This is a genomic window from Nocardia sp. NPDC058058 (assembly GCF_042885355.1).
GTDB lineage: Bacteria > Actinomycetota > Actinomycetes > Mycobacteriales > Mycobacteriaceae > Nocardia.
Genome location: NZ_JBHVSA010000004.1, coordinates 526,354 through 552,275, shown reverse-complemented (window position 1 = coordinate 552,275; position 25,922 = coordinate 526,354). Strand labels below are relative to the sequence as shown.

Here is a 25,922-nt window from a genome sequence, read left to right as displayed (position 1 = left end):
CCGATTGGCGTCAGGATCATCAACCGACGAAGGGATGCCCTCGGTGTGCGGCACGCAGGATGTGGCCGCCGACGCGGTCGTCGGTCGGGCGCCCCGGTGTGAATCTGGCGAACAGCCCCGGGCGGTCGAAGTCTTCGATCTCATCGAAACCGAGCGCTCGCAGCTGTGCGGTGATCTCCCCGACAGTGAACAGCGACAGCCACGATTCGCCCAGCTCGTCCATCAACCGCGTGAGCCCCTGGACCATCGGCCGATGTTCCGGCGCGAGTGCGGAAATCGGTTCGCTGTAATCGAATACCACCTGCGCCGGGGCGGAGTGCTCGGCGATGAAGCGCAGGGTCGCGGTCACCGATCCTGGGGTGAGATAGACGACAACACCCAACCAGATGAAGAAGGCCGGGACGGTTCGGTCGAAGCCCGCCGAGGCCAAACCCGCTGCGAGAGTCTCTGTTTCGAAGTCGACCGGCACGAAACGCACCGAGTCGGGGACCGTGATTCCCGCGTCGGTGAGGCGCTGCCGCTTCCACTGCTGAGTCCAGGGGTGGTCGACCTCGAAGACGGTGAGGTCCGGATGCGGATTGCGATAGGCGAACGTATCCAACCCCGCCCCGAGGATGACCACCTGTTTCACCTCGGTGGCGACCTCTGCCAGCGCGTCCTCGGCGAATCGATGCCGCATGGCCAGAAACAACCGGGCGTCTTCCGGGACCGGGCGATCCTGCGGCCCGTCGCCGATGGCGATATCCGCCGCACCCGCGATCGCCGCGGCGAAGGGGTCGACGAAGATCGATGCCGCCTCCTCGGTCTGGTGCAGCGCCCGCGCGCGAGCCGCGCCCAATGCGGTCCGGCTGGGTTGTCCCACCTGCATGAAGTCGCCTCTCTCAGTGCACCTCTCGGCTGCGGCCCGAGCGCCGATCGGCAAACTCTCTCAGAAACTTAACTATTAAGCAATAGAGAGACTTCGGGACGATAGGCTGCGGCGGTGACCGACAGCGACCCCACAACAGCCGCACCCACCCGTGCGACGCCGCAGCGCGGCGCGTTGGAAACCGGGATCACCGCCGATATCCGCGCACTCGGCGCCATCTCCGATCAACTCGGCCACCTCTTCGCCCGCTCGAATAACTTGCGCCCCAATGACTTCCGCGCCCTGATGCACATATCCAGCGCAGAGGACACCGGCCGCCCACTGACACCGGGACAGCTGGGCAGACTGATGGGAATGTCCTCCGCCGCCGTCACCTACCTGGTGGAACGCCTGATCGAAGCCCGGCACGTACGCCGGGGACCCGACCCCACCGACCGCCGGCGAATCATCCTGCACCGCGACACCACCGGCCACGAAGCCGCCGAAGCCTTCTTCACCCCGGTCGGCCGCTACGCCCGCACGGCCATGACCGATTTCCCCGACCAGGACCTGGCAGCCACCCATCGCGTCCTCACCGCGATCACCCAGGCCCTGCACGATCAGTACGGCGCCATGACCGACCCCGCGTAATCGCTCGACCCGGACTCAGGATGCGCGAATGAGCTATAGGCGAAAGCTATTACAGCTGCTCGAGCGTACGCTGGACATTGTCGATCATGACAATTCGTGCGGTATCGGATCGAGTTCGGGATGTCCCAAAACTGGTGGCGTGGAGCGCTGTTATCTCAGCTGGCCCGATCGTCGGGAAGTGCGGCCGTGCTGTTCATGGTGCTCGAGGACGGTACCGAGGCCATTACCTTTCCTCGACTCAATTGGGCCGTGGTTGTCATTGCCTCGGCCCTGGCGGTCGGGCTGGCGGTTGTCATCGCGATCGTGGTGGGCAGTGCGCATTTCGAACAGACGCCCGCGCCGGAGCCGCCCGCCAGCTGTGAGCCGTTCTGTCCTATGCCGACGTGATCGCGACCGGACTCACCTTGCAGATCGCGGGCGTCATCGACCTCACTAGCGATAACGGGGGTTGGTGTTGTGCCATTCGAAGGAACCGCCCATCCAGTTGCGGACGCCGTGCAGGAAGGATTGCAGTTCGGGGGATGGGATGGGTTGCAGGGCACGGTGTCCGGCTTCGAAGTCGCGAACCATGGTGTTGTGCAGGTCCACGACTGTTTCGGTAGCGGCGGCGATGGAGCAGCCGCGGTCGGCGGCGATTTGCAAGACCATATTGGAGACGGGATTCTCGTCGGCGGCGTCCTTCTTCACCGAGAAGAGGTCGTTGACCAGGACGCAGGCGGTGCCCGCCTGGAAGGCGGCGCGCCGGACCCGATCGTCGTAGAAGAGGTTGGACGGGACTTCGTAGCCGACCACCGGATCGATCAGGGTCATGGAGGTGTAGAAGGTGTCGTGCTGGCGGGCGGCGAGGTATTCCCACGCGGCGGGCGGCTCGCCGGTGTGCCGCCAGGCGGCGTACGCGGTCCAGGAGACGAACATGGAAAAGGTTGCGTAGCAGGCGCGTTGCACCTGGTCGGGGGTGGCGTGGCGGCGCAGGTGCGCGATCGCCGAGCGGAACGCGCGCAGCACCCGATCGGTGCGCAGCTCCTCGTTCAGGGGTTCGCTGAATTCGCCCGCGTCGGGCAGCGGGTCCAGGGCCGCCATGGCCAGGGTGAGGCGCTGGGGCAGCAGGATGGGATCCGCGCCGAGGGCCGAATCGTCGGCGTAGTAGTCGTCGGCCATCCACCACGCGGTGTTCATCTGCGCGGCGACCAGCAACCGATCGGGATCGTCGGAATCGCTGTGCGCCAGCATGACCAGCCGCCCGTAGCCGGTCTTGCGCAGCTTCTCGATCTCCTCGGGGGTGAACCCGATCGATTCCGCCCATTCGGCCAGCCGATTGTCCACCTCGTCGGCGAGGCGATCGTCGATGCGCGCGGCGGGCGGGCAGTACAGCGGCGGCGCGGACCCGTCACCCCAGTCGAGCAGCTGATAGGGCTCGATATCGGCGGTCAATCGCCGCAGCGGGATCCGGAACGCGCTTTCGCCGAGCCGGGGCACGCTCGGTACACAGTGATCGGCCGTATCAGCTTCCGGGACAATGGGTTCCGACTCCGGAACCGAGTCGGCTACCGCCGCGAAACGCCTGGCGAGCTGGGTACCGAGCCCACTCGGGCCGCTGTCGAGACTTGTCATCATGCTCTCCTGCCACGCGGAATCATCAGGTCCAGGCAACGCACAGAGGTGACCGCATCGACTATCGGACCTGACCTGCCGCCCGCGCAGCCGTTTGACCGATTCCCGGCCCGGCGACACGCGGGGAGCCGGATCAGTACTCGTTCTTGATGACGAAGTAGGAGCCGCGAATCGTGCCCGCCAGCTTGGATTTCTGCCTCGCGAATTTGAACGAGTCGAGCTCGGCGGGGATGGCCATACCGTCGGACAGCTTGAATCCGACCGCGCGCTTACCGGCATCGGCGATCGTGTACATGACGTTGATCGACAGACCATCCTCGTAGAACACGTAGGCCATGCGAATGCCCTCGACCTCGAAGGCGGTTGCCTCGAGCGGCCGCGCCGCGATGACGATGCCGCGTTCCTGCTTCAGGATCCGGCTGACCCAGTCGACGGCCGACCGGGCATCGCTCGCGGGTTCCACGGTGAAGACGTGGTTGTACTTGTTCTTGAAGTACCGGGCCTCGTTCGCGCGCAGCCCGGCGAGTGCGTCCGCGACCGGCGAGGACTCCAGTCCGACGGTGGACACGGAGTCGAAATTCACGACATACGGCATGAAGAGCTCCTCAGCGTGTGTATATCCGTGCATATCCGGAATCGTCAGCATAGGAGAGATATGAGCTGGAATGAGACACCCGAGGTGAGTGATCGGCAGATCCTGGCCGCGCTGCGACCGCTGTACGAACCCACGCGGGAACGAGCCCGGATGGCCGAGATCGTGGAGCGGCTGCGCGATGCCACCGACGCGGACGAGATCGCCGAACGCGATCGCTGCGGGAATCGGATGGCCGAGTTGGACCGGGACATCTGTGTGCAATCGGTGGAGGCCCTGGATCGAATCGGCCTGTGGCATGCGGCCGGGATGATCGAGGCGGCGCTGAGTATGCCGCCGGAGCTGTTGGAACAGTACGGTTCTCCGAGCTGAGGCGGTGCGGGCGTCCCGCTCAGCGCTCCTCGCGTACCCCCGGACGGGAACGGTGTGCGAGCATTTCGCCATGGCTGGTGGAACACATTTATGGCCGGTCGTCGACCTGACCGATCTGCTCGACGTGCTCGATCTCGATGAGCTCGAGCCCGGGCGCTTCCGTGCCCGGAATGTGAGTTCCACCCTGCCGACCACGCTCGGCAGTCAGACGCTGGCGCAGGCCGTGATCGCCGCCGAGCGGACGGTGCCGCATATGGCGGTGCAATCGCTGCACGGGGTGTTCCCGCGCGGCGGGTATGCCGACCGGGATGTCGAGGTGGACGTCGAGGTGGTGCAGTCGGGACGGGCGCTGGCGACCGTGCAGGTGACGTTCCGGCAGCAGGAGCGCGAGCACGCGCGAATACTGGCGATGCTCAGCGTCGACGAGCCCGACTTCCTCTCGCACGGTGCGGAATTGCCCGCCGGGGTGCCCGGACCGCAGGACTGCGACGAGCTGCCGTGCGCATTGCTGCCGTGGGAGGTTCGCACGGTCGGCGGGGCCGACGCGGTGGCGCTCGACCTCGCGGGACCGCCATCGCTGGATGTGTGGATGCGCTGCGATAAGGCCCCCGATCTGCCCGGTGTGAACCGCGCACTGCTGGCGCACGGCAGTGAGGGCTTCCTCGGGCCGGTCGCCATGCGCCCGTATCCGCAGGCCGAGATCGCCAGGCGCGGTGGCCGTTCCGCCGCGGCCATGCTCGCCCAGACCATCACCTTCCATCGGCCGTTCACGCTGCACGATTGGCTGCTGCTGCGCTGCGAGAGCCCATTCGCGGGCAGCGGGCGGATGTTCACCCGCATCCAGATATTCACGCGCGCGGGCGAATTGGTGGCGTCGGTGGACGCGCACGGCCTGATGCGCGGCGGCGAACGGCCGTGAGCTAGCGACTGCGCGTGCGGGTGTGAATACGCGCGCCGTGCCTGCCGAACAGGCTCAGCACCTCGACGCCGTCTCTGCCGGTCGCGCCGAACCAATGCGGTATGCGGCAATCGAATTCGGCGGCCTCGCCCGCGGTCATGGTGAAGTCGTGTTCGCCCAGCCGGACGCGGAGCTGACCCCGCAGGACGTACAGCCATTCGTGGCCCGGGTGACTGCGCGGGTACGGGGTGGTGTCGTGCGCGGGGATGGTGAGCTTGTAGGCGCGGGGTTCGGCCGGATGCCGGGACAGCGGAATGAGGACTCGTCCCGGTTTGGCATCGGGCTGTTGCGGGACAACGGGATCGAGCGCCTCGGAATCGGCTCCGGCACCGGCGGGTAGGTGCTTATCGGCTGAACCGCCGATGACACCCGCGCGGCCGCCGGTGTCGGTATCGGTCGCTTCCGCACCCTTGGGCGCGCGCGGCGCGGTGATGCGCGGTGCGGTGACGATGGCGTCGAGGGGAACATCCAGGGCCGCCACCACCGGCAGCAGCAACTCCAGACTCGGCTTGCGCAAACCGGATTCGAGCCGGGACAGCGTGCTGGTGGAGATGCCGGTGGCGCGGGACAGCGCGGCGAGGCTGATCCCGGTGCGGTCGCGTGCGGCACGCAGCCGGGGCGCGATCTGGGCGATGGCGGCGGCCACGGTCGGATCGGTTTCCATCGGTTCCCCTCGGTCGGCATGTCCCGGATTCGGCAATGGTGTGCGCCGAAAACGGCCGGTGGCTCGGATGCTTCGGATCGGAGGTGATCCGAATGGATACAACGACAACGCATGTCGACAACGCTCCGGTGTCGCGGAGCATGCCCGCCGGGGTCTACCTGCTGGGCTTCAGCCTGTTCGCCATGGGCAGCGCCGAGTTCCTGCTGGCGGGCGTATTGCCCGCCGTGGCAGCCGATCTGGAGGTCACGCTGTCCTCGGCCGGAATGCTCATCACCGCGTTCGCGCTGGGCGTGGTGGTGGGCGGCCCGCCGTTCGCGGTGCTGAGCCTGGGCTGGCCGCGCCGCACCGCGCTGGTCGCCACCCAGGCGGTTTTCGCGGCGGCGGTGGCGGCCGGACTGCTGGGGAACTATCCGGTGTTGCTGATCAGCCGGTTCGTATCCGGACTGGCCTACGCCGGATTCTTCGCGGTGGCGGCGGTGACCGCGATCGGGCTGGTGACACCGGACCGGAACGCGCGGGCGTCGGGCGTGGTGGTCAGCGGGCTCAGCGTCGCCATGGTGGCGGGCGGTCCGATGGGGACGCTGATCAGCCATTTCACCGGCTGGCGGGGCGGGTTCTGGGTGGTGGTGGCGTTGACGCTGGCGGGTATCGCGGGCGTGCTGTTCGGCTTGCCCGCCACCGGCGGCCGGGGACCGGCCCCGAGCGTCGCGGGTGAGCTGGCGGTCTTGCGAAAGCCGTTGCTGTGGAACATTTTCGGCATCACGGTGCTGACCACCGCGGCGTACATGATCAGCTTCAACTATCTGGCGGCGATGCTGTCCGATATCGCGGGCGTGCCCGAGGTGTGGATTCCGGCCGTACTGGCGCTGTTCGGCATCGGCGCTTTCGCGGGTCTGTCCATCGGCGGCCGGATCGCCGATCGCCGCCCGCACCGGGCCCTGCTGACCGGTGCGATCGGTATCGCGATCCTGTCGATACTGTTGGCGCTCACCATGTCTCACGCGTGGATCGTGGTTCCGGCCGTATTCCTGCTCGGCACAGCGGCTTTCGTGCTCAATCCCGCCCTGTACGGCCGGGTGTTCGCCATCGCCGCCGCGGCCCCCACCCTGGCCGGGGCCACCACGGTCTCGGCGTTCCAGCTGGGCATCAGCGCGACCCCCGTGCTGGCGGCCGTGGCGCTGAACCGCGGCACGACCCTGACCTCGGTATGCGTGATCGGGGCCGTGCTCGCGGTGGCCGCTGTCGCGCTGATCCTGCTGGACCGGGCGCGACAGCGTCCGGCTAGCTGACGGTTTCGGCGACCGGGGCCCGCCACAGGATGCTGCGCAGGTCCCGGCCCCGGATCACCTGGATGCGCCAGGGGTCCAGTTTCAGGATGTGCAGTTTCGGATCCTGGATGCCGGACCAGAACTGCCCCAGCGGATATCCCGCGCCCTGGGGGCTGGTGCGCTGATACATATCCCAGACGTACTGCCGGGTTTCCAAGTCCGCCAGCGGAATCCAGTCCGCGGTAGCATCGATGTGCACCGAGTTCTGCTTGCGATTCCAGTAGGAGAACGTGGTGTTCGGATTGCCCGCGAGGTGCGCCTCCTTGACCGGTGTCCGGTAGGTGGCCAGCCATCCGATCGGCTTGCCGTCCACCACTTCCCACACCGGAATCAGCACCCGGGCGCGCGGCCGGTGTTTACCGTCGACGGTGACCATGGTGGCGTAGACGATATCGCCGATATAGGCATCGAATTCGGGGCGAATGAGATCGAATTCCGTTGTCGCCATGACAGTTTCCTTTCCGAATCAGGCGAGGGCGGGTTCGGCGGCCGGAGCGGTGCGGCGCAGGCCGAACAGCCCGATGGTCCCGGCCAGGACGGCGGCGATCACCAGCACCAGCAGGGCGGTGCGCACCGCGTCGATACCGCTCGCACCGGATCCGAGCACCGCGACGTGCACGGCGGTGACGCCGGAAATGCCGAGCGCGAAACCGAATTGGAAGGCGGTGTACAGCAATCCACCGGCCAGGCCGTGCTCCTGCTCATCGATGTCATCGGTGGCGGCGATCGTCAGCGGACCGTAGACCAGCGAGAACGCGACACCGAGCAGCAGCAGCGCGGGCAGCATGGTGATGTAGGCCCGATCCAGGCCGGTGGGCAGCATCAGCAGGTAGGCCAGCGCGGCCAGGGCGACGCCGCCGAAGATCACGCGGCCATTGCCGAATCGATCCACCAGGCGCGGGGTCAGTACCGGGGCGAGGATGGCGTCGATGCCGATGACCGCCATGGCCAGACCGGTTTGCACGGTGCTCCAGCCGCGCAGTTCCTGGAAGTACAGGGTGGCCAGGAATTGGAATCCGGCGAACGAGCCGACGAACAGCAGCGCGATCAGGTTGGTGCGCACCAGGTTCGCCGAGCGCAGGATGCCGAGCCGGACCAGCGGTTCGGGGGTGCGCCGTTCCTGGATGACGAACAGCGCGAGCAGCACCGCGCCCGCCAGGAACACCAGCGCGGTCACCCCGGGACCGTCGCCCGCGTGTTCCAGCCGGACCACACCGTAGACCAGCAGCATCATCGCACCGGTCACCGAGAGCGCGCCGAGCACATCGATACGTCCCCGAACCGCCTGCGGCCCTTCACCATCGCGCAGCAGCGGAATCGCGGCGACCAGCAGGACCGCGGACAGCACCACCGGAGCGAAGAACACCCAGCGCCAGCCGAGCGCGGTCAGCAGCCCGCCGACCACCATGCCGAGCGAGAAGCCGCCCGCGGCCACACCGGCGTAAACCAGCAGTGCCTTGTTGCGCACCGGCCCCTCGGCGAAATTGGTGGTGATGAGCGAGAGTCCGGCCGGGGCCATGAACGCCGCCGCCACACCGGTGACGAAGCGCGCGGTCAACAGCATCCAGCCGCTGGTCGCCAGGCCGCCGAGGCCGGAGAACAGCACGAATACCGCCAGCCAGAACAGGAATACCCGGCGGCGGCCGAAGAGGTCGGCCGCGCGCCCGCCGAGCAGCATGAAGCCGCCGTAGCCGAGCACGTAGGCGGAGACGACACCGCTCAGGGTGCCGGTGGACAGGCCGAGATCGGCGCGAATGGAGGGCAACGCCACATTGAGCATCGCGACATCGATGCCCTCCAGGAAGATCGCGCCGCACAGCACCGCGAGCACGGCCCAGGCGCGACCGGACAACTCGGTGAACACCGTTGTGGGTGTGGATTTCAACATTGCAGACTCTCTTGAAAGTGATGGTTCCCGACGGTGTGGTCGGTTACTTCTTGTTACCTAGTCGATCTTCGGGCAGACTTCGAACCTGTGGAAGACGGCACATTCGAATCACTCGGTTACTGCGCGGATACCGACCCCGGCGAGTACGCCGTGCATTGGGACTCCCGCAATGACTGCGAGGTACGCCAGATCCTGGATCGGGTAGCCGACAAATGGTCGCTATTGGTGATCGCGTATCTCGAGGAGCGCACGCTGCGCTTCAGCGAACTCAAGTACAAGATCGACGGCGTCAGTCAGCGCATGCTCAGTCGCACGCTGCGCCAACTGGAACGGGACGGCTTGGTCGACCGCACGGTCTACCCGACGGTCCCGCCGCGCGTGGATTACGCCTTGACCCCGCTGGGCGCGAGCCTGCACACGACCATCAAATCGCTGGTCATCTGGACGGAGGCGCATCAGAACGAAATCGCCGCCGCCCGAACGGCTTACGACGATCGCGAGGCCGACGCCGAGGCCGGAATCCTGCCGGTCGCCGTCTCGCGCTGAGCCCGCCACGCGGCCGCGCACTCCAGTGTGGCCAGCGGGTGCAGCATTTCGTAGTCGAAGTCGTCGAGCTCGACACTGCCTGAAATGCGCTGTGGCAGATCGGGATTGGCCAGCGCGCCGCGCCCGAGCGAGAGCACGTCGGCATGGCCGCCGGTCAGCACGTCGGCCGCCTGGGTCAGATCGTGCATGCCGCCGTTGGCGATGACGGGCAGCCCCGACACCTCACGGGCCAGTTCGGTGATGGTGACCCCGTTCGGGAAGCGGGCCGTTTCGATGAAATTCCTTCCCTCACTGGCGATATGCAGGTAGCTCGCCGCACGCAACGCCGCGAAGATCACCCACGCGTCGGTCTCGCCCCCGGGCCACCGGTAGCCGAAATCGTTCACCTTGGTCTGCGACAGCCGCACGCCGACCGGGAAATCCCCCACCGCCTCGCGCACCGCCTCCAATACCTGCGCGGTCAGCCGAATCCGATTCCGCACCGGACCGCCGTACTCATCGGTGCGCAGATTGGTGTAGTCGGTGAGGAATTGATCCAGCAGATAGCCATTGGCCCCGTGAATCTCGACCCCGTCGAATCCGGCCTCCCGGGCATTGACGGCGGCGGCCGCGAATCCGTCCAGCACCTCGTCGATATCGTGCGCGGTCATCTCCCGCGGCGCGTCCCACTCGCCGCCGACCCCGCCGTAGTCGACCATCATCTGCCCGCGCGGCCGCACCGCCGACGGCCCGATCGTCTCGGCCCCGAACGAATTCCCCTGCGAGATCGCCCCCGCGTGCATCAACTGCGCCACGATCGCGCCCCCGGCCGCGTGCACGGCCCCGGTCACCGCCCGCCACCCGTCGATCTGCCCGACGGTGACCAATCCCGGCTGCCCGAGATAACTCTGGCTGTGCACCGCGTCCACGTACACGCCCTCGGTCACGATCAATCCGAATCCGCCGAGGGCGTATTCGCGGTAGTACTCGGCCATCTGCGCCGTCGGCACCCCCTGACCCGTCGCCGATATCCGAGTCATGGGCGCGACGGCGAGCCGATTGCGCAGTGGTAGGGATCCGAGCCCGAATGGTTCCAGCGCGGGGTGCTGGGCACCTCCGCTGGTTATGGATGTTTTCACCACAACAGCCTCACCGGCCGGGGAACCAGCAACCAGCACCCGTTTTACCGCTGTTGCCCGAACCAGGGTTTCGCGGACCTACCCTCCCGATGGAATATCGCCCGTGCTGGACGTTTGACCAGTATGGTCTGGGGCACACCATGCGCGGCCATGTCGGGGACGCGCTGGGTTGCGCTGGAGGATGTACTGGAATGAGTCGATCTCGACTGGTGTGTGCCGTTTTCGCCGCCGTGGCAATCACATTGGCGGCGTCCGGTGGTGCCGGAGCCGTGCCCACCGGGAGTGGGGGGTCGGGATCCGGGAGCGGGTCCGGGTCGGGGAGTTCCAGCGGGTCGGGGACGGGCAGTTCCGGAGCTCCGACCAGCGTGCCCGCACTCGGGTCCGGGTTCATGTGGGGTGTGTCCATGGCCGGTTTCCAATCCGAAGGGCATGCGCCCGATAGCAATTGGAGCCGATACGCGAAGTCCGGCAAAGCCCGGGACACGTACGGGGACTCCGTGGACTTCTTCGATCGGTATGCCGAGGACATCGATCTGGCGGCCGGGCTGGGGGTGCAGGTCTATCGGCTCAGCATCGAATGGGCGCGGGTGCAGCCGCGCCCGGATGTGTGGGACGAGAACGACTTCCGGTTCTACGACGCGGTGCTGGCCAAGATTCGGGCAGCCGGTATGCGACCCATGCTGACCCTGGATCACTGGGTGATTCCCGGATGGGAAGCCGATCGGGGCGGCTGGAAGAGCAAGAACATGGTGTCGGACTGGCTGGCGAATATGCGGCGGGTGGTGGACCGCTACGCGGGGTTCAACCCGCTGTGGGTGACCATCAATGAACCGATGGGCTATGTGGCGCAATCGATCAAGATCGGCGATATCGGGCTGCTCGACGCGCTGCCGATGTTCGATCGACTGGTCCAGGCGCACAGCACGATCTACGACTACATCCATCAGCGCCAGCCCGGAGCACAGGTGACCAGCAATATCGCGCAGTACCCGATCGTGCAGAACCTGACCGATCTGCTGTTCGCCGATCGGGTGCACGGCAAACTCGACTACGTCGGCATCGACTTCTATTACGGTGCGTCCCTGTCGAATCCGCCCGGTACCGCCCTGCTCGGCGACGAACTGTGGCAGAACGCCATCGAACCCGAGGGCATCTACTACGACCTGCGCACCTACGCGGAGAAGTTCCCCGGACTCCCCCTCTACGTGGTGGAGAACGGCATGCCCACCGACAGCGGCCGCCCCCGCTGGGACGGCTACGACCGCGCGGATCACCTGCGCGACACCGTCTACTGGATCCAGCGCGCCAAGGCCGACGGCATCAACGTGATCGGCTACAACTACTGGAGCATCACCGACAATTACGAATGGGGCAGCTACGCACCACGTTTCGGCCTCTACACCGTCGACGTGAAGACCGACCCGGCCCTCACCCGCCGCCCCACCACCGCGGTAGCGGCATACCGCGCCATCACCGCCCAGGCCGGTGTCCCCGCCGACTACCGCCCCACCCGCACCCCGGCGCTCTGCTCGATCGTCACTCCGCTGGAAAGCTGCCTGCGCCCGGTCTCGGTCCCGTAGCGGACCGGGCGATCCGCGGTCAGCTCGGGTCCAGGTCCGCGACCAGGATCTTGAGCAGGCGGGTGAACAGGGTGGCGGGGGCCGGGAGGGTGGCGGCTCCGGCGGCGTCCAGGACGCGGGGGGAGGTGAATTCGCGGGTGCGGCGGCGGTGGGTGACTTCGCCGCCGTTCGCGGCCAGGACGTTGCGGACCCAGTCGGAGCGGTCGCCGTAGAGGAGGGGGACGATGAGGAGGTTGCCGCGGTGGGCGGCCAGCACCGGGGTGCGGAAGGGGCGACCGGATTTGCGTCCGGAGTGGTGAATCACGCTGTAGGGCGGGATCTTTCCGGCCGAGGGGCCGACCAGGCGGTTGGTGACGGCCTTGTTGAAGCGTGGGAGGCCGCCGGGGGTGAGGCCGTCGCCGCTGGCGCTGTCACGGACCCAGCGCAGGGGGCCACGCCGCCACATCTCCGGTTCGGGTTCGATGCCGTGGGTTTTCAGCAGCATGGCGAGCATGTCGTAGTGGCCGACCAGCATGCACAGGTCGACCCGCTGCGCGGGGGTGAGGTGGGCCGACAGTCCGGTCCAGGTGTCATCGAGAATCATTCGGCCGGAATGCAATTCGTCGACGGCGCGCAGGAGTAGGCGCTGCGGTTCGGACCAGCCCGGATCCTCCGGACCGGCCGCCACGCGCTCGACCGTTTCCAGGGACAGGCCGCTGAAGCGAGCCGCGTACACGTGGTGGTGCCATTCGTAGCGGGCGCCGACCAGCCAGGCGGTGCGCAGGGTGGCCAGTTCGCAGTCGACGCGGGTGAGTTTGCTGCCGGGGACCAGGCGCACGGCCAGGGGTGCGTAGCGCCAGAACAGGCCACCGGAGCGGCCCATGATCTCGAGCAGTTTGATGCGGCCGCCACCGCCGAGCAGGCCGCCCAACCGGGCCAGCAGCCAGGTCGCGGGTTCGGTATGCCGCAAGCTGCCCAGCTCGGGGACGCGATCGGGCGCGGCCGCGCGCCAGTGCGGGGCCGCGTCCGTGCGCGCGGCGACATCGGGTTTTAGTTCCATGCTGTCCTCCGGTCTAGGACGCGCGTTCGCCGGACGGCGCGGCGAGCGTCGAGTAGGCGTAGTCGTCCAGCGGGAAATGCTTGTTGGCCCACCACATTCCGGCATGCGTACCGGGCCGGATGGCCGCCACATCGTGCTGGGCGTTGATGTAATAGGTATTGGAGGATTCGCAATCGTTGTTGAGCCACAGTGCGTTCCGGTGCCGTCGCAGCGATTTGCGCCAGTAGCGGTCATGCGGTTCCCGGCGGATCTCGACGGCGGTCGCGGCCCGATCGCGGGCCGCCACGATGGCCCGGCGGGCGTGCGCGGCGGTGCATTCGATCATGGCGATATAGGACGCGGCGGCGAAGCCGTACGGCCCGGTGATCATGAACAGGTTCGGGAAATCCGGGATGGACACGCCCTGGTATGCCTGAAAACGGTTGTGCTGCCAGAACTCTCCGAGTTCCTGAGCGCGACCGTGGATGGGGAACGGTGGTGTCGCACCGGCCTCCATGACCTTGAATCCGGTGGCGCAGACCAGCACGTCGATCTCGTGCTCGACGCCTTCGGCGGTGACGACGGCACCGGCGGTGATCTTCTCGATCGGATCGGTGACCAGCTCGACGTGATCGCGGGCGAAGGCGCTCAGGTACCGGTTCGATACCGAGGGCCGTTTACAGCCGAGAGCGTAATCGGGGGTCAGCCGCTCCCGCAGTGCGGCATCGCCGACCTGAGTTCCGTACCAGCGCTTGATACTTCGACCGGTGAAGCCGATGATCGGGCTGGTCGCGCGATAGAAGACGCCGGCCGTGGAGACCCCCGCGTCGAAGGTCGACATCACCCCCAGCCGCACCAGCCTGCGCAACCCCGGCACGGTATCGAGGGCCCATTTCACCCCGGCACCGATCCGGAAATCCGGCTTGGGCATCACCCAGATGGGCGTGCGCTGGAACACGGTGAGCCGCCCGGCCGCGTCGGCAAGCTCCGGAATCAATTGCAGCGCGGTGGCTCCCGTGCCGATCACGGCGATCCGCTTACCGCGGTAGTCGAAGTCGTGATCCCACCGCGCGGTGTGCACCACCTTGCCCGCGAATTCGTCCACGCCCGGAATATCCGGCATGCGCGGCACTTCCAGACCACCCACGGCCGCGATGAGGAACCGGGCCGTGAATGATTCCCGCTCGGTATCGATCCGCCACCGATGAGCGCCTTCGTCCCAGGTCGCGGCCCGCACCCGGGTACCGAGCCGCAGCTTGTCCCGCAACCGGTAGTCATCGGCGATCTGATCGGCGTACGCCTTGACCTCCGCGCCCGGCGCGAACAACCGCGACCAGACCTTCGGCGCGGCATAGGAGAAGCTGTAGTACACCGACGGAATATCAACGGCCACACCGGGATAGGTATTGGCATACCAGGTGCCGCCGATATCCGGATTCTTGTCGAAGATCAGGAATCGATCGATTCCGGCGCGCCGCAGTTCCACCGCCGCCCCCAGACCGCCGAATCCCGCGCCGATGACCGCGACCTCCAGATCGGGTTCGGACGGGGACTGATTCGGATGCGGCGGCGTCATTCCCCGAACCTATGGTCCCGCACCTCCGGTTCGTCTTTCCGCGCGCGCCAACAGATTGACCCTCCCGGCCACCCCGCGGCGCGCCCGTCCGGCGCTCGGTGAGAATCGGCGCATGACCGTGGAACGAGAACGGGACGGCCGGACCCTCATCATCCGGATGCACCGCCCGCATAAGCGCAATGCCATCGACGCGGAGATGACCGCGGGCCTGGACGCGGCGCTGAACGATTTCGAGGACGATCCCGGCCTGTGGGTGGCGGTGCTGACCGGCACCGAGACCATGTTCTCGGCGGGCACCGATCTGAGCGCGGGATCGGGTGGACGCACCGAGCGCGGCGGCGAATACGGGGTCATCCGCCGCCGGATGGGCAAACCGCTCATCGCCGCCGTCGAAGGCAATGCCCTCGGCGGCGGTATGGAATTGGTGCTGGCCTGCGATCTGGTGGTGGCCGGTCGCACCGCGGCGTTCGGGCTGCCGGAGTCGAGCCGGGGCGTCATCGCCACCTGCGGCGGACTGTTCCGCACCCGCCGCGCCCTGCCGCTGAATGTGGCGAAAGAGCTGCTGCTGACCGGTGATTCGCTGAGTGCGGAACGCGCGTATCAACTCGGCTTCGTCAATATCGTGGCCGAGGCCGGTCAGGCCGAACGGTCCGCCCGCGAGCTCGCCGCGCGCGTCTGCCGCAATGCCCCGGTCTCGGTCCGCGAAAGCCTCACGGCACTGGAGCGATTGAATTCCGCGGATGACGAACAGGCGTGGCAGGTGACCGAGGCCGCCATGGCCGCGACGCTGTCCTCCCGGGATACCGCCGAGGGCGTCGCGGCCTTCCTCGAACGCCGCGAACCACGCTGGAGCGGAGCGTGATTCGCGGCCTCCGGGTCACTTCAGCGGGAGCGCCCCGTCCATTCCGCCGACATCGCTGATCTTCCAGTCGGCATTGCGATCCACCGTCACGTTGTAGGTGACGGTGGTCTGCGCGCCGTCCGGATTCTGCGCGTTGGTGGAGGAGACATTGACGAAGACGTTCACCTTGTAGACCCCCGCCGCCGCGCTCACCACCTTCGCCGAGATCGGGGCGGCGGTGGAGGTCCACTTCAGCGGGGTGAGCAGATCCTGCAATTTCGGCGCGGTGGCATCGAATTTGGTGGCGAGCGCGGGCGCGGTGTTCTTCTTCAAACGCGCTACCCAGGAGTCGAAGTCGGCGAAATTGACCGTGGCCGCGCCGACCGCGTAATCGCTGGCCACCTGTTCGGCGCGGGCGTCGTCGGCGGCCCGGCCGTCCCGGTCCGCGAGGTCGCCGCGCGCGGAGACCAGCAGCACCGCCAGCACCACGGCGATGATCACGGGCACCGCCACCAGCGCCGACCAGAGCAGGGTGCGCACCGAAATCGCCACCGCCCGTGGTGAATCGACAGCGCGCAGCACGGATACCTTTGCCTGCTCTGCTTTTTCGTCGACGTCGGTGTCGAGGTCTGTCGTCATGGCGAACTCCGATACGAGGGTGTGATCACTTGACGCGCAGCTGCAACCGCAGCGTGCCGTCGGGGCTGGTGGCATGTAGGGCCTGGCCGATCAGGCTGCCGAGATCCAATTGCTGGAGCAGCGGGGTTGCGCTCGCGTACAACGGGGCGACGAGCGGCGCGAGCGGCGCGAGGTCCGGTCCGAGCTGCCGCAATCGATCGGTCAATTCGCGCAGGAACGGCACCAGGCCCGGGGCGTTCCGGTCCTCGCTCAGAAACGAATCCGGCAGATCGCCCGCGCGAATGACGGCCGCGATGGCGGCCGCGACCTCCGACACCCGCGGCCCGAAATCGGCCCACGGCCCGGACGCGCTCACCAGGGCCGGCTCCGCCCAGTCCATATCGGTGGCCCGCGATTGCAGGGCCACCAGCATGCGCCGGATCAGATCGGTCCGGCTCACCAGGGTCGCGGCCAGCAGATCGGTGGCGCGGGCCAGATCCGGGATCACCGCATCGGTACCGGCCATGGCTTGACCGAACGTGTCCACGATGGACGCGAGCGCGGCCGGATCCAGCTGCCGCATGAGCCGGGTGGCGGTCGCGGCGACCTCGGGAATGGTTACGGGCGTGGCGATTCCACTGCCACGCAGGGTCTGACCGTCGCGCAGGAAGGGGCCCGCGCTCGCGCCCGGCTCGATCTCGATATAGGACTCGCCGAGACCGGACAGACCTTCGATGCGCACCGTGCTGGCGACCGGTATCGGATAGCGGTCCGAGACGCGCACCCGGACCAGCACCCCGTCGGCGGTATGCGTCACCGCGCCGACCTGACCGATCTGCACCCCGGACAGCAGCACCTTCGAGCGCGGCAGCAGCCCGCCCGAACGCGGAATGAGCAGTGCCGCATCGATATCGCGGCCGGACCAGTCCACCCGGGCGACCCCGAAGGCGAGATAGCAGCTGCCGGACAACAGAATCACCATGATGCTCAGCAGGGACAGCACCGAACTCGGCCTCATCGCACCACTCCGATCATGCGCAGCGCGCGCACCATGGCTTCGATCTGATCGCCCGCGTCGGGGGCATCGCCCAGAGTCACCGAGGTGATATTCACCTTCGCGCCGCTCTGCGCGAAGGGCAGCACCCGGTCCCGTAGCAGCGCCACCAGGCGATTCAGATTGGATGGCGCGTCCAGGTCGAGGGGGTTGCGCGCCAGCAGCATCGGCACGAACGCCGCCGCGGCGGCGTCCCCGGCGCGCAGCAGCGGCGCGAACGGCACCAGGGACTGCCCGATATCGCCGAGCGAGCCGACAATGCCGAGGGTGTTCACCAGCGCCTGCACGTCCGCCGGAATGTCATGTGCGCCCTGCGCACTCAGCAGCGCGTTCAGTTCGCGTGGATTTCCCAGCACCGCGTCCAAGTCCTGCTGGAAGCCATCCAGGAATCGGTCCAGCACATCGAGATTGCCCGCCACGTCCGCGACGTCGACGCCTATCCGATCGAAAATCCTTGCGGTGTCCCGCTTATCCGCGGGCAGCACGGCATTGGCCTGCTCGATGATCTCCTGCACCTGATGCGGCGCACCGCCGCCGACGAAGGTGGAGAGTCCCGACAGCAAATCCTCCACCTGGAGCGCGGGTTTGGTCTGCGCCAACGGGATCGTCCCGCCCGCCGGAATACTCCGCGCCAGGTCATCGGGCGGCGTGGTGAGCCCGATGAAGACATCACCCAGGAGGGTGTTCTGCCGCAGCTGCGCGGTGGTGGCCACCGGAAGCCGCACCGCCGCTTCGAGTTCCACTTCCGCGTCGACGCGGCCGGGACCGGCGGCGGAGGGATCGATCACCCGGACCGAACGGAGACTGCCGATCCGGGTGCCATTGGCCACCACCTTCGCTTGCGCGGGCAGGTTCAGCGCACTGGCGAATTCGATGTGCACCCGATAGGTCGGTCCCGGCACCGCCGCACCCGGCACCGGGAGCTGCGCCGGATCGAAGGAACAGCCCGCGGACAGTGCGGCAGCGACGGTGAATGCCATGCAGCCGAGCATGATTCGCCTCATCGTGCACCCGCCGATCCCAGTATCAGCGGTATCAGATCCATCGTCACGAGCCCATCGTCCGCGCCGCGGCACTCCCCCGGCCGCAGTATGGCCAGTGCCGCGCACACCTGCTCCGCGCTGTCCTTGGGCAGCGCGACGCGCGGCGCCGCGTAACCGACCTTCACCTGCCCGGTCCGACCGTCGATGAACTGCCCGAACGCCGAAACCACCGCCGGGAGCATGCCGAGCAGCCGTTGCAGCGACCCGATGCCCGCCGACAGCAGCCGCAGTTTCGGCACCGCGGCGTCCAGGCCGTTGAGGATGGAGCGCCCGTACTTGTGCGCGATGGTGTTGAACCACGGCAGGATCACCAGCAGTGAATCCACGATGCGCACCGTCTCGCCCCACACCGAGTTGATGAAGCCGATGCCCTCATTGGCCTGGGTGAGCGCCACTTTGATATCGCCCCAGTTCAGCGAGATGCTGTCGGCGAGCGAGGCGAACGCGTCCAGCACCGCCCCCAGATGCGCGACGGCGGCATCGGGATGGTTCAGGGCCGAGCCGAGATCCTTGATGAGCTGATTCAGTTTCGGGCCGCCCCCGGAGGTGGCGCGATCGAAGCTCCGGACCGCGTCGCGCAGCCGATCGGCCTGGGCGGGATCGCCGTCGCCATTGAGCTGCCCGGCCAGATCGGCGAAGGCTCCGAGCGTCCGGGTGATGCTCTTGGGCGTAAAAGTCTGTGTGATGCAGGTCTTCTCGGGCCAGTTGTCCGGTGCGGTGTTATCCCCGAGCACCTCCAGCTGCCGATCGGCGACCAGGGTGTCCGATACGGTCGTCGCCGTCACCTTGCCACGCAGCGGATAGGCGGCGTCAACGGTGAAAGTGACTCTTACCGAACCGTTCTCGGGTTCGACGCGATCCACGGTGCCGACCGGGAGGCCGCGCGTGGTGACCTGATTCCCCGGATACAGCCCGATGGAGTCCGGCAGCACGGCGCAGTATCCGATGGTCCCCCGCAGCGGATCGAAGGCGAGCAGATAGCCGACAACGGTCACCAGTATCACCAGCGCCACACCGGTCGCCGTCACGAAACCCGGTGTGCCCAATACCCGTTTCATCAGCACCCCCGGCCCGGCAGTGGAATGCAGACCTGCGGGGCGGACAGGGTGATTCCGGATTGATCCACCACCACCCCGTCCTGCGGCGTCGATGCCGCACGTAGCCGATCCTGCAACCGGCCGAGGCTGTCGATCGCCTGATCGAAGCGGCGGCCCAGCTCCTCGAGTTGCGGGACCGCGGCTTCCAGCTGATCCGCGAGCGGTTCCAGCTCGGTCCGCCAGGCGGGTTCGATACCTGCGATGCGCGATAGCAATTCCGCTGTCACGGACAGTGATTCGGCAATTTCCGCCTTCTTGGCCAGACCGTCGGTCTCCAGTGAGCCGATCTTGCGCAGGAAGGTCCCCAGCAGTGCTCGATTGCCGTTGACGGCGGTCAGATATTCATCCATCACGGTGAGCGCACGGGACACATCGGCGTTCTGCCGGTCCAGCAGTCCGACCAGCCCCTGCACTGCGGTACCCATGCGCCGCAACGCGTCCGGACTGTCGTCGAGCGATCCGGCCAGCGCGTCGAAGTTCCGGCGCAGGGTATCGCCATCCACCTGCTGAATCGGCACGGTGGCGTCCTGGAGACTGCGAATCAGACTGTAGGGCAGCCGAACTCGATCGGAGGGTATCGCCGCATGACCCAGTGGCCGGTCCCCCGCCGGGAAGGCGGCGATGTAGTGGCCGCCGACCACGGTCAGCATGCGCACCTCCAGGCCGGTCCGATCGCCGAGGAAGACGTTGTCGTTCACCGTGAAGGTCATGCGCACCCGATCCGGCAGCAGTTCGAGGGATTTCACCGCTCCGACCGGAATCCCGGCGATGCGGATCTCATCCCCGGCCCGCACCGACCGGGCCTCGGTGAGATCGGCCGTGTAGGTGGACTTTCCGAGCGGGAGCAGATAGCAGACCGCCGTCGCGACGAGCAGTACGGTCAGCGCCGCCGCACCGTACAGGCCCAATCGCAGTTCACGAGCGGCGCTGCCGGGCTTCAACTTCGGCATATCGACACCCGCTGCCCGCTGATCAGCACCGCGAACGGCGCGGGCACCTCGGCGGGCCCTTTGGAACAGGTCAGCGTGATCTCCCCCGCGATCGGACCGGCCGGCGGTAGCAGATTGGCCAGCGACTGCAATAGACCCGGCAGCCGCCCGAGCGTGTCCAGCGCCTGATCGGGATCGGGGAACAGTCGTTGTAGGTCCTGCTCCAGGTTCGGATTCGAATTTTCGGTCATACCCAGGGTTTTCAACAGGCTGTTGAGCGGCCCCAGCGCCGACGGCGCGACCGCCGCGAAATGCAGCAGCCCGTCGAGTTCGACCCGGAATGAGGTGAACACATCCGCGATGCCCTTCAGCAGAGTTACCAATTGCGGTGACTTACCACCGATCTGCTCGGAGATGGCCTGCAGATTGGACAGCACCAGCGACAGCACGGCCTGTTTATCGGTGATATAGCGGCTCAGCTGTTCGAACGCGTCCAGCGCGGGGCCGATGCCATTGCCATCGCCCTGGATCACCGCCAGCACGCTCTCGGTGAACTGATTCAGCGCACCGGGCGAGAATTCCCGCAGCACCGGCTGCAAACCATTGAACAGCTGGGTGATGTCGAACGAGGGCACCGTCCGGTCCGCGGGCACCGTGGACCCGGGGGCCAAGCGCTCGCCGGGTGAATCCGGCTGCCGCACATCGACATACCGCTGCCCGGTGAGCGTCTGATATCGGATCGCGAACCCGCTGGTGACGAAGCAGGGCCGGTCCGCACGCACGGTGAACGCCACCACCGCTCGTGTGCCGCGCAGTTCGATACCGGTCACCTTGCCGACCTGCACCCCGAACATGCGCACGTCGTCACCGGTCTTCAGCCCGCTGACATCGGTGAATTCCGCTCGGTACGAATCGGTTTCACCGCTCACCGGCCGCACGATGGCGGTGATCACGGCGAGCAGCAGCACGATCATCACCGTCGCGAAGCCGCCCAGCCGCAGCAGGACTCCGACCATTCCCCGCTGTGTCATCGGCCCGCCCCCAGGAGCGTGACCGCGACATTCAGCATCGGACCATCCGGGCTGTCCGCGAACATGCGATGCAGCCGGTCGATGGTCTCGGTGAGCTGAGCGTGCGAAGTCGCGGGATCGGGCACGGTATCGGCCAGCGCCCGCACCACCGGCGCGAGCGGATCGGTGAAACCGCCGAGGCTGTCGTGCACCGTACCGAAAGTCGTTGCCAGACCCTTCAATACGCCCTCGCGCAGCATGGTGATGGACGCGTCGTAGCGGTCGCGATCCTGTTGGAAGATCTGGATGTCCAGGATCGCCTTGGCCAATTTGAAGGTGGCCGAGGTGAACGAGCCGAAGCCGGTGAGGAATCCGGCGTACTGATCCAGCAGGAACGAGGACGGGTACCGCTGGGTATCCGCCACCGCTCGGCTGAGTTCGACCACCGCGCGCAGCACCGGGCTGAACGCGCGCAGATCCGAATTCGCCTGCGTCAGCAGCCGTGTCAGCTGCGGGGTGAGCACCTCGGTCGAGGTCTGGGTGAGCGAGCGCAGCAGCGCGCCCATCGTCACGTCATTCACCCGGTCGGCCAGATCGATCACCTGCCCGTCCCGCAGCGCGGACCCGCCCGGCGCACCGCGCAGCGCGACCGCGCTGATGCCGAACAGGTTCTCGGGGGCGTAATCCACCCCGAGGGCATCGGTGAGCGAGGCGATCTGCGCCGGATCCAGCTCGAGGGTGAGCAGCTGCCTGCCCCGCTCGGCGGTCTTCACCTCGGTGACCCGCCCGACGGCCACACCGTCGAAGCGCACCGGCGTGCCGGTATCGATGCCCTCGCCGATCTGCCCGGTCCGCAGTTGGATGCGCATCAGCGCACCGGTTGTCCTGTGCTCCAGCGCATTCCATCCCGGCACGGCGATCACGACCAGCAGTACGGCCAGTGCCCCGAGCAGCCGGGAGGGGCCGCGCCCGATGCGCACACCCGGAATCGCGTAATTCGGCATCGCCCTACCCCGGGAATTCGATCGCGGAATTGATACCCCACAGCAGCAGCGTCAGCACCATGTCCAGGGCGATGATGGCCACGAAGCTGGCGCGCACCGCGCGCCCGGAGGCGATACCGACACCCTCGGGTCCACCGGAGGCGAAGAAACCGTAGTAGCAGTGGATCAGGATCACCGCGACGCCGAACACCAGGATCTTCACCACCGCCGCGAAAATGTCATAGCCACTGGTGAATTGGAAGAAGTAGTGGTCGTACACCCCGTTCGCCTGACCGTGCAGCAGCACGATCACCGCCGAGCAGGACGCGTACGACAGGATGAGCGCGATCAGGAAGGTCGGCACGATGGCCACCGCACCCGCGATGATCCGGGTGCTCACCACGAAGGGAATCGACCGCAGGCCGAGCGATTCCAACGCGTCGATCTCCTCGGAGATGCGCATGGCCCCGATCTCGGCGGTCATCCGGCAGCCCGCCTGCGCCGCGAAACCCACCGCGGCCGCGATGGGAGCCAGCTCGCGGGTATTGGCGAACGCGGACACCACACCCGATACCGAGCCCAGTCCGAGCAGGTTCAAGGCCGCGAAGGATTGGATGCCCACCCCCGCGCCGATCGCCGCGCCGAGCACGGTCAGCATGGGCACCGTGCCCCCGCCGACGATCAAAGAGCCACGGCCCCAGGTCATATCCGTGATGGCGCGCAGCGTCTGCGCCCGATAGCGGCGCAGCGTCACCGGGATTCCGGCCAGCGCCAGCGCGATGAACCCGAGCATGAACCCGGTGTTCTCCAGCGGCGTCAGGGTGCGCCCCGACGTGCGAGCCAGGCGACGCGCGGTGCGAAAACCCTTGGGCAGGTATGGAGTAGCGGTCATCACGCCACCCGCATGGGCAGAAACATGGCCACGATCTGGGTGAGCGCCAAATTGATCACGATGATCCCCGCCACCGACAGCACCACCGCCGCGTTCACCCCGTCGGCGACGCCACGCGGCCCCCCGCGCGCCTCCAATCCGCGCTGACAGGCCACGATCACCACCACGAAACCGAACAGCACCGCCTTGGCGAGCGAGATCCAGACATCGGTCAGCACGGTGAACGCGCCGAAGGTGGCCCAGTAGCTGCCCGGCGTCACCTGCTGCGCGCTGATGGCGACGACGTACCCGGCGACCACCCCGACGAAGATGACCAGGATATTCAGCAGCGGCGCGACCAGCACCATGGCCGTGACGCGGGGAATCACCAGCCGGTGCACCGGATCGATGCCCATCACCCGCAGTGCGTCGATCTCCTCGCGCACCGTGCGCGCACCCAGATCCGAGGCGATGGCCGAGGCCCCCGCCCCGCCGAGCAGCAGGCCGGTGGCGATGGGCGCGCCCTGCTGGATGACGCCCAATCCGCCGGCCGCGCCGAGCAGTGAATCCGCACCGAGCTGATGGATGAGATTGCCCACCTGCACCGACACCACCACACCGAACGGAACCGCCATCAGGATGGCCGGAATCGCGGTGACGGTGATCAGATACCAGGCCTGGGAGAACATCTCGCGCCATTGGAAGCGTCCGGCGAACACGTCGGCGACTGTCCCGCGCACCACTTGCGCCCCCAGATCGACCGTGCGCCCGAAGGTGCGCAGGCCGCCGATCGCTATGCCGGAGAAGCTGTTCCGGGCGATCCTGAGCGCCGTGAGTGGTTCATCCCCGCCGCGAGGCTCCGTCTCGATCCGCATCCGCCCCTCCTTCCCGCGTGAACTCCCTGCGCTGCACGCTATGCAGCGACCGCGGCGCTGCCCATGGCACGGACGGTCAGCGGTTTGACAGTTTCCGACCGTCCCGCGTCGCGCCTGCGGATCACTCAGGACGCGAGCGGAACCGAGGGCAACACACTGCCCACGAAATCGGCCAGGGCCGCGGCGATCGGCTCGGGCGTGCCGTCGGCGCGCGGGTGCGCGCCCGCCGCCAGATCGCAGTGCAGATAGCCCGGGAACCAGTGCACATCGCGTTCCGGGTAGACGCCCCAGCGCGACAGCGTCCGGGTGAAGCTGGACGCTCCCATCAGATTCACGAAAGGTAGGCGGGCAGCGCCCTTTTCATGCCGCAGCGGGGCGAGTGAGCCGGTGCGGCAGCCGGTGAGCATCGCGATGGCGTCGAAGGGCTGCCGGAGTGGGAAGTAGTCCTCGAAGACATTGAGCCGCCCGCCCGCCAATATGCGTGCCAGTTCCACAATGCTCACCACCTCACTGCTCGCGGTGGCGGCCGGAATGCCGGTGCGGCTGAATTGCGCTGGGGCGTCGGTGGTTCCGCAGCGGTCGTAATCCCGCCAGCGGTACAGGGTGTCGAAGGAGGTCGGACTGTAGCGCGGGGCGGTACCGCAGGCGGCCTGATACAGGCTCCGCAATCCCGGCAGCTGCCCGGCCTCGAAGGAGAGCGGGAAGCCGCGCGGGGCGACCGCGGCGCTGTCCAGCGTGCCGCAGCTCATCGAGAGCACGGCCATGTTCACCGAGGTGTGCGCGCCGCCGAGCAGTCCGAGCAGCGCCTGATTGGTGATCCGCAGTTTGCGGTAATCGGTGGTGCGCGAGAGGAATTCGCGCCACGTGCGCGCGGTGGAGCCGCGCACCAGCAGATCCGCGGTGCCGTGCTCGGGCAGCAGCCGCAGGATATCGGTCTCCTCGTCCGGCGCGAGCACCGCCGCCGCGGCCACCGCGGCGACGATCGCGAACGCCTCGGCATTGCCCCAGCCGCCGCGTAATACCGCGGTGCTGCGCGGCACGCGACCGCGGCGCATGGCGGCGGGCGCGCGTTCGGCCGCCCGGGCCAGCGCGCCGAGCGGTGCGGCCAGCGCGCGCCGCCGCTCCAGCCGCAGCGGGTCCAGGTGGGTGATGGTGTCCAGTGCGATCAGACCGGCGATCTGCTCGTGGCCGGGCCGCCCGTCGAAATCCCAGGCCGCGTACGCGCCCGCCTGAATGCCGCCCAGCGAATGTCCGCCCAGGAACAGCTTTTCCGCGCGGACCTGCGGGTCCGGGAGTTCGCGTCGCAGTACCTCGTGCGCGTCCCGCACCGTGCGGGCCATTCCGAATTCGGCGAGGAAGCCGAGCTCGCGGTCGCGGTGAAAACCACCGAAGGTACGACCGCCGACCGGTCTGCCGCCGAAGTAGTAGTCGAAGGCGAGGTGATAGTCGCCCTCGGCCATGGCGACCTCGATGGCCGAATGGTCTTCCACGCCATTGGCGCGGCGATCGAACACCCACACCTCGGCGGTGCGCCCCGCCGCGGCGAGTTCGCGGACCACATTGCGGGCCAGCGGTTGCAGGGAGCGGGCACCCGCGATGGCACCGGGCAGCAGTGCGATCACCACATCGGCGCGAGCTGGATCGTCTGAGGCAATCTCACCGCGAACGCGCAAATGTCGTAATTCGTCGCATTCGAGAGGGTGTTCAGGGGAGCCGTGGGGCAGTGGAACATGGTGCCCGACCATGCTCACACGGATGCCGTCGGCGGTTTCCAGGACCTGTTCCGTACGCGTCACGGCGCGATCTCCCGTTCATTCTGCTGTCCGGTCACAACCGGGCCAGCCTAGGCAGA

27 protein-coding genes are annotated in these 25,922 nt (G+C 67.4%); 8 read left to right on the top strand and 19 right to left on the bottom strand.

The window, feature by feature from the left end; translation table 11 throughout:
• Positions 1-19: 19 nt before the first annotated feature.
• On the bottom strand, positions 20-868 hold the full coding sequence (locus ACFVUS_RS33655; RefSeq protein ID WP_387775942.1) for a class I SAM-dependent methyltransferase: 849 nt from the start codon (positions 866-868) through the stop codon (positions 20-22).
• Positions 869-982: 114 nt separating this feature from the next.
• Here ACFVUS_RS33655 and ACFVUS_RS33650 point away from each other — a divergent pair, with 114 nt between their 5' ends.
• Entirely contained in the window at positions 983-1,498 is a 516-nt protein-coding gene (locus tag ACFVUS_RS33650; RefSeq protein ID WP_387775939.1) for a MarR family winged helix-turn-helix transcriptional regulator, read from the top strand.
• Positions 1,499-1,684: 186 nt separating this feature from the next.
• Positions 1,685-1,885, top strand: a complete 201-nt coding sequence (locus tag ACFVUS_RS33645; protein WP_387775936.1) for a hypothetical protein — start codon at positions 1,685-1,687, stop codon at positions 1,883-1,885.
• 45 nt (positions 1,886-1,930) lie between these two features.
• Here ACFVUS_RS33645 and ACFVUS_RS33640 read toward each other — a convergent pair whose 3' ends face one another.
• On the bottom strand, positions 1,931-3,109 hold the full coding sequence (locus tag ACFVUS_RS33640; protein WP_387775933.1) for a family 2 encapsulin nanocompartment cargo protein terpene cyclase: 1,179 nt from the start codon (positions 3,107-3,109) through the stop codon (positions 1,931-1,933).
• Positions 3,110-3,242: 133 nt separating this feature from the next.
• Positions 3,243-3,704 carry a phage tail protein gene (locus ACFVUS_RS33635; RefSeq protein WP_387775930.1) on the bottom strand — a complete coding sequence of 154 codons (462 nt, stop codon included), beginning with the start codon at positions 3,702-3,704 and terminating at the stop codon, positions 3,243-3,245.
• Between the two features lie 60 nt (positions 3,705-3,764).
• Between ACFVUS_RS33635 and ACFVUS_RS33630 the strand changes: the two genes are divergently transcribed.
• Together ACFVUS_RS33630 and ACFVUS_RS33625 are read left to right on the top strand one after the other, a co-directional pair.
• The gene (locus tag ACFVUS_RS33630; RefSeq protein ID WP_387775927.1) at positions 3,765-4,073 is read left to right on the top strand and encodes a hypothetical protein; all 309 of its coding nucleotides are present in this window, start codon (positions 3,765-3,767) and stop codon (positions 4,071-4,073) included.
• A 70-nt stretch (positions 4,074-4,143) separates the two neighbouring features.
• A complete protein-coding gene (locus tag ACFVUS_RS33625; RefSeq protein WP_387775924.1) occupies positions 4,144-4,992 on the top strand; it encodes an acyl-CoA thioesterase in 849 nt (282 codons plus the stop codon).
• A 1-nt stretch (position 4,993) separates the two neighbouring features.
• Here the strand turns inward: ACFVUS_RS33625 and ACFVUS_RS33620 are convergent, their stop codons facing one another.
• Positions 4,994-5,695: a helix-turn-helix domain-containing protein gene (locus ACFVUS_RS33620; protein WP_387775921.1), complete on the bottom strand. Its 702-nt coding sequence runs from the start codon at positions 5,693-5,695 to the stop codon at positions 4,994-4,996.
• 92 nt (positions 5,696-5,787) lie between these two features.
• Here ACFVUS_RS33620 and ACFVUS_RS33615 point away from each other — a divergent pair, with 92 nt between their 5' ends.
• On the top strand, positions 5,788-6,984 hold the full coding sequence (locus tag ACFVUS_RS33615) for an MFS transporter (RefSeq protein ID WP_387775918.1): 1,197 nt from the start codon (positions 5,788-5,790) through the stop codon (positions 6,982-6,984).
• Here ACFVUS_RS33615 and ACFVUS_RS33610 read toward each other — a convergent pair.
• The gene (locus tag ACFVUS_RS33610; RefSeq protein WP_387775915.1) at positions 6,977-7,471 is read right to left on the bottom strand and encodes a pyridoxamine 5'-phosphate oxidase family protein; all 495 of its coding nucleotides are present in this window, start codon (positions 7,469-7,471) and stop codon (positions 6,977-6,979) included. The two genes, ACFVUS_RS33615 and ACFVUS_RS33610, sit on opposite strands and share 8 nt — an antisense overlap.
• 18 nt (positions 7,472-7,489) lie before the next feature.
• Complete coding sequence (locus tag ACFVUS_RS33605) at positions 7,490-8,911, bottom strand: MFS transporter (RefSeq protein WP_387775912.1); 1,422 nt, start codon at positions 8,909-8,911, stop codon at positions 7,490-7,492.
• 87 nt (positions 8,912-8,998) lie between these two features.
• Here ACFVUS_RS33605 and ACFVUS_RS33600 point away from each other — a divergent pair, with 87 nt between their 5' ends.
• A complete protein-coding gene (locus tag ACFVUS_RS33600) occupies positions 8,999-9,457 on the top strand; it encodes a winged helix-turn-helix transcriptional regulator (protein ID WP_387775909.1) in 459 nt (152 codons plus the stop codon).
• Here the strand turns inward: ACFVUS_RS33600 and ACFVUS_RS33595 are convergent.
• A complete protein-coding gene (locus ACFVUS_RS33595) occupies positions 9,397-10,575 on the bottom strand; it encodes a tRNA-dihydrouridine synthase (RefSeq protein ID WP_387775906.1) in 1,179 nt (392 codons plus the stop codon). The genes ACFVUS_RS33600 and ACFVUS_RS33595 overlap by 61 nt on opposite strands.
• A 365-nt stretch (positions 10,576-10,940) precedes the next feature.
• Here ACFVUS_RS33595 and ACFVUS_RS33590 point away from each other — a divergent pair, with 365 nt between their 5' ends.
• Positions 10,941-12,155, top strand: a complete 1,215-nt coding sequence (locus ACFVUS_RS33590; protein ID WP_387775903.1) for a family 1 glycosylhydrolase — start codon at positions 10,941-10,943, stop codon at positions 12,153-12,155.
• Positions 12,156-12,174: 19 nt separating this feature from the next.
• Here ACFVUS_RS33590 and ACFVUS_RS33585 read toward each other — a convergent pair whose 3' ends face one another.
• Both ACFVUS_RS33585 and ACFVUS_RS33580 read right to left on the bottom strand, forming a co-directional pair.
• The gene (locus tag ACFVUS_RS33585) at positions 12,175-13,194 is read right to left on the bottom strand and encodes a nitroreductase family deazaflavin-dependent oxidoreductase (protein ID WP_387775900.1); all 1,020 of its coding nucleotides are present in this window, start codon (positions 13,192-13,194) and stop codon (positions 12,175-12,177) included.
• 13 nt (positions 13,195-13,207) lie between these two features.
• Positions 13,208-14,749 (bottom strand): flavin-containing monooxygenase, encoded by a 1,542-nt coding sequence (locus tag ACFVUS_RS33580; protein ID WP_387775897.1) that lies wholly within the window; start codon positions 14,747-14,749, stop codon positions 13,208-13,210.
• Positions 14,750-14,861: 112 nt separating this feature from the next.
• Between ACFVUS_RS33580 and ACFVUS_RS33575 the strand changes: the two genes are divergently transcribed.
• On the top strand, positions 14,862-15,611 hold the full coding sequence (locus tag ACFVUS_RS33575) for an enoyl-CoA hydratase-related protein (protein ID WP_387775894.1): 750 nt from the start codon (positions 14,862-14,864) through the stop codon (positions 15,609-15,611).
• A gap of 15 nt (positions 15,612-15,626) precedes the next feature.
• On the opposite strand, the gene ACFVUS_RS33570 is transcribed toward ACFVUS_RS33575, so the two are convergent.
• From ACFVUS_RS33570 to ACFVUS_RS33525, 10 genes are all read right to left on the bottom strand, one after another.
• On the bottom strand, positions 15,627-16,229 hold the full coding sequence (locus ACFVUS_RS33570; protein ID WP_387775891.1) for a hypothetical protein: 603 nt from the start codon (positions 16,227-16,229) through the stop codon (positions 15,627-15,629).
• Between the two features lie 25 nt (positions 16,230-16,254).
• Positions 16,255-17,226, bottom strand: coding sequence for an MlaD family protein (locus ACFVUS_RS33565; protein ID WP_387775888.1), 972 nt, complete (start codon positions 17,224-17,226; stop codon positions 16,255-16,257).
• Positions 17,223-18,242 (bottom strand): MlaD family protein, encoded by a 1,020-nt coding sequence (locus ACFVUS_RS33560; protein ID WP_387775885.1) that lies wholly within the window; start codon positions 18,240-18,242, stop codon positions 17,223-17,225. Before ACFVUS_RS33560 ends, ACFVUS_RS33565 begins: the two co-directional genes overlap by 4 nt.
• Before the next feature lie 20 nt (positions 18,243-18,262).
• Positions 18,263-19,363 (bottom strand): MlaD family protein, encoded by a 1,101-nt coding sequence (locus ACFVUS_RS33555; RefSeq protein WP_387775882.1) that lies wholly within the window; start codon positions 19,361-19,363, stop codon positions 18,263-18,265.
• A complete protein-coding gene (locus ACFVUS_RS33550; protein WP_387775880.1) occupies positions 19,363-20,352 on the bottom strand; it encodes an MlaD family protein in 990 nt (329 codons plus the stop codon). The genes ACFVUS_RS33555 and ACFVUS_RS33550 overlap by 1 nt, the downstream gene beginning before the upstream one ends.
• Complete coding sequence (locus ACFVUS_RS33545) at positions 20,340-21,362, bottom strand: MlaD family protein (protein WP_387775877.1); 1,023 nt, start codon at positions 21,360-21,362, stop codon at positions 20,340-20,342. Before ACFVUS_RS33545 ends, ACFVUS_RS33550 begins: the two co-directional genes overlap by 13 nt.
• Positions 21,359-22,345, bottom strand: coding sequence for an MlaD family protein (locus tag ACFVUS_RS33540; RefSeq protein ID WP_387775874.1), 987 nt, complete (start codon positions 22,343-22,345; stop codon positions 21,359-21,361). The genes ACFVUS_RS33545 and ACFVUS_RS33540 overlap by 4 nt, the downstream gene beginning before the upstream one ends.
• Positions 22,346-22,349: 4 nt before the next feature.
• Positions 22,350-23,216, bottom strand: a complete 867-nt coding sequence (locus ACFVUS_RS33535; protein ID WP_387775871.1) for an ABC transporter permease — start codon at positions 23,214-23,216, stop codon at positions 22,350-22,352.
• Complete coding sequence (locus ACFVUS_RS33530; protein WP_387775868.1) at positions 23,216-24,070, bottom strand: MlaE family ABC transporter permease; 855 nt, start codon at positions 24,068-24,070, stop codon at positions 23,216-23,218. Before ACFVUS_RS33530 ends, ACFVUS_RS33535 begins: the two co-directional genes overlap by 1 nt.
• A 125-nt stretch (positions 24,071-24,195) precedes the next feature.
• Complete coding sequence (locus tag ACFVUS_RS33525) at positions 24,196-25,866, bottom strand: hypothetical protein (RefSeq protein ID WP_387775865.1); 1,671 nt, start codon at positions 25,864-25,866, stop codon at positions 24,196-24,198.
• Between the last annotated feature and the right edge of the window lie 56 nt (positions 25,867-25,922).

What these genes read in the sequence shown, in the direction of transcription:
- ACFVUS_RS33655 (WP_387775942.1), bottom strand. Translation starts at nt 868, where the DNA reads ATGCAGGTGGGACAACCCAGCCGGACCGCATTGGGCGCGGCTCGCGCG.
- ACFVUS_RS33640 (WP_387775933.1), bottom strand. Translation starts at nt 3,109, where the DNA reads ATGACAAGTCTCGACAGCGGCCCGAGTGGGCTCGGTACCCAGCTCGCC.
- ACFVUS_RS33635 (WP_387775930.1), bottom strand. Translation starts at nt 3,704, where the DNA reads ATGCCGTATGTCGTGAATTTCGACTCCGTGTCCACCGTCGGACTGGAG.
- ACFVUS_RS33630 (WP_387775927.1), top strand. Translation starts at nt 3,765, where the DNA reads ATGAGCTGGAATGAGACACCCGAGGTGAGTGATCGGCAGATCCTGGCC.
- ACFVUS_RS33625 (WP_387775924.1), top strand. Translation starts at nt 4,144, where the DNA reads ATGGCTGGTGGAACACATTTATGGCCGGTCGTCGACCTGACCGATCTG.
- ACFVUS_RS33620 (WP_387775921.1), bottom strand. Translation starts at nt 5,695, where the DNA reads ATGGAAACCGATCCGACCGTGGCCGCCGCCATCGCCCAGATCGCGCCC.
- ACFVUS_RS33615 (WP_387775918.1), top strand. Translation starts at nt 5,788, where the DNA reads ATGGATACAACGACAACGCATGTCGACAACGCTCCGGTGTCGCGGAGC.
- ACFVUS_RS33610 (WP_387775915.1), bottom strand. Translation starts at nt 7,471, where the DNA reads ATGGCGACAACGGAATTCGATCTCATTCGCCCCGAATTCGATGCCTAT.
- ACFVUS_RS33605 (WP_387775912.1), bottom strand. Translation starts at nt 8,911, where the DNA reads ATGTTGAAATCCACACCCACAACGGTGTTCACCGAGTTGTCCGGTCGC.
- ACFVUS_RS33585 (WP_387775900.1), bottom strand. Translation starts at nt 13,194, where the DNA reads ATGGAACTAAAACCCGATGTCGCCGCGCGCACGGACGCGGCCCCGCAC.
- ACFVUS_RS33580 (WP_387775897.1), bottom strand. Translation starts at nt 14,749, where the DNA reads ATGACGCCGCCGCATCCGAATCAGTCCCCGTCCGAACCCGATCTGGAG.
- ACFVUS_RS33575 (WP_387775894.1), top strand. Translation starts at nt 14,862, where the DNA reads ATGACCGTGGAACGAGAACGGGACGGCCGGACCCTCATCATCCGGATG.
- ACFVUS_RS33570 (WP_387775891.1), bottom strand. Translation starts at nt 16,229, where the DNA reads ATGACGACAGACCTCGACACCGACGTCGACGAAAAAGCAGAGCAGGCA.
- ACFVUS_RS33565 (WP_387775888.1), bottom strand. Translation starts at nt 17,226, where the DNA reads ATGAGGCCGAGTTCGGTGCTGTCCCTGCTGAGCATCATGGTGATTCTG.
- ACFVUS_RS33560 (WP_387775885.1), bottom strand. Translation starts at nt 18,242, where the DNA reads ATGGCATTCACCGTCGCTGCCGCACTGTCCGCGGGCTGTTCCTTCGAT.
- ACFVUS_RS33555 (WP_387775882.1), bottom strand. Translation starts at nt 19,363, where the DNA reads ATGAAACGGGTATTGGGCACACCGGGTTTCGTGACGGCGACCGGTGTG.
- ACFVUS_RS33550 (WP_387775880.1), bottom strand. Translation starts at nt 20,352, where the DNA reads ATGCCGAAGTTGAAGCCCGGCAGCGCCGCTCGTGAACTGCGATTGGGC.
- ACFVUS_RS33545 (WP_387775877.1), bottom strand. Translation starts at nt 21,362, where the DNA reads ATGACACAGCGGGGAATGGTCGGAGTCCTGCTGCGGCTGGGCGGCTTC.
- ACFVUS_RS33540 (WP_387775874.1), bottom strand. Translation starts at nt 22,345, where the DNA reads ATGCCGAATTACGCGATTCCGGGTGTGCGCATCGGGCGCGGCCCCTCC.
- ACFVUS_RS33535 (WP_387775871.1), bottom strand. Translation starts at nt 23,216, where the DNA reads ATGACCGCTACTCCATACCTGCCCAAGGGTTTTCGCACCGCGCGTCGC.
- ACFVUS_RS33530 (WP_387775868.1), bottom strand. Translation starts at nt 24,070, where the DNA reads ATGCGGATCGAGACGGAGCCTCGCGGCGGGGATGAACCACTCACGGCG.